We start from the raw sequence: 1,505 nt of genomic DNA on the forward strand, positions 1-1,505 counted from the left end.
GTTTTATTAATAAAAAGGTTTAACGGTAGTTTAAATTTACGAATGTAGGCTAAAGTTAAATCATGAGTATCCGGAATACGCATAGGACCTGCGTTAAAATATAATCCTGCACTAAATGGTTCCCGAATCGTATACACCCTGCCACCTATTCTGTTATTTGCTTCTATAATCGTTACCTCGTGCCCAGCCTCTTTTAATAAAGATGCTGCAACTAATCCAGACATCCCTGCACCGGCAATTGTAATCCGTTTGGGGTTATTTGTTTTGGCAAGCCCCTCGTGAATAATTTGAAGCATTTTTTCCATCGATAATGGATTCCCCATGCCAATTCCCCTTTTACGAAGGATTTCACTGAATTATATTCGTTTAACAGAATTCCTATGTTTCATTCAAGTAATTGAGCGGATACATTTTCAATTACTTGAATATCTTTTATAAAATGTAATAAAATAGATATGAAACTATAGAAGTAAGACGTATTATCTTACATAATAAAATTAATGAAATAGCGAGGAATTTTGAAATGAAAAAAGGTATTAACCGTGTTGTATTAGTAGGAACAGGAGCAGTTGGATGTAGCTATGCTTACTGCATGATTAACCAAGCTGTAGCTGAAGAATTTGTTTTAGTTGATGTAAATGAAGCAAAAGCTGAAGGAGAAGCAATGGACTTAAGCCATGCCGTTCCTTTCGCACCAGCTCCAACAAAGGTTTGGAAAGGTAGTTATGAAGATTGTAAAGACGCAGACCTTGTTGTAATTACAGCTGGATTGCCACAAAAGCCAGGTGAAACACGCTTAGATTTAGTTGAGAAAAACGCTAAAATTTTCAAGCAAATTGTTCGTAGCATTATGGATAGTGGATTTGACGGTATCTTCTTAATCGCAACAAACCCTGTAGATATTTTAACTTACGTAACTTGGAAAGAATCTGGATTACCGAAAGAACGCGTAATCGGTTCTGGTACAACTCTTGACTCAGCTCGTTTCCGCTATATGTTAGGTGAGTACTTCGATATTGGACCTCATAACATTCACGCTTATATTATCGGAGAGCATGGTGATACAGAACTTCCGGTGTGGAGTCACGTATCAATTGGTATTCAAAAACTACAAACGCTTCTGGAAAAAGACAACACATATAACCAAAAAGATTTAGATGATATTTTCGTAAACGTTCGTGATGCAGCTTATCACATTATTGAACGAAAAGGTGCTACATACTACGGCATCGGCATGTCACTTTTACGTGTTACGAAAGCAATCTTAAGCAATGAAAACAGCGTATTAACTGTATCAGCATATCTTGAAGGTCAATACGGCCAACAAGATGTTTATATCGGCGTACCTGCTGTTTTAAACCGCGGCGGTGTTCGTGAAATTTTAGAAGTTGAACTAAGTGAAGAGGAAGAATTAAAATTCGATCACTCTGTTCAAGTGTTGAAAGAAACAATGGCTCCTGTTCTTTAATCATATTTTTCAATCAAAAAAGCAATCCGATTTATAT

At 36.5% G+C, this 1,505-nt stretch carries 2 protein-coding genes; one reads left to right on the forward strand and one right to left on the reverse strand.

Annotated features, from left to right (window positions below):
• The coding region (locus AB3X49_RS22805; protein WP_367964921.1) for a flavin monoamine oxidase family protein at positions 1–323 on the reverse strand (323 nt) is incomplete at its 3' end.
• A 200-nt stretch (positions 324–523) separates the two neighbouring features.
• Here AB3X49_RS22805 and AB3X49_RS22810 point away from each other — a divergent pair.
• Entirely contained in the window at positions 524–1,468 is a 945-nt protein-coding gene (locus AB3X49_RS22810; protein ID WP_002012312.1) for an L-lactate dehydrogenase, read from the forward strand.
• Positions 1,469–1,505 lie beyond the last annotated feature (37 nt).

Origin of the sequence: Bacillus sp. C30 (assembly GCF_040838255.1) — a bacterium.
In the GTDB taxonomy this organism is placed as follows: Bacteria; Bacillota; Bacilli; order Bacillales; family Bacillaceae_G; genus Bacillus_A; species Bacillus_A mycoides.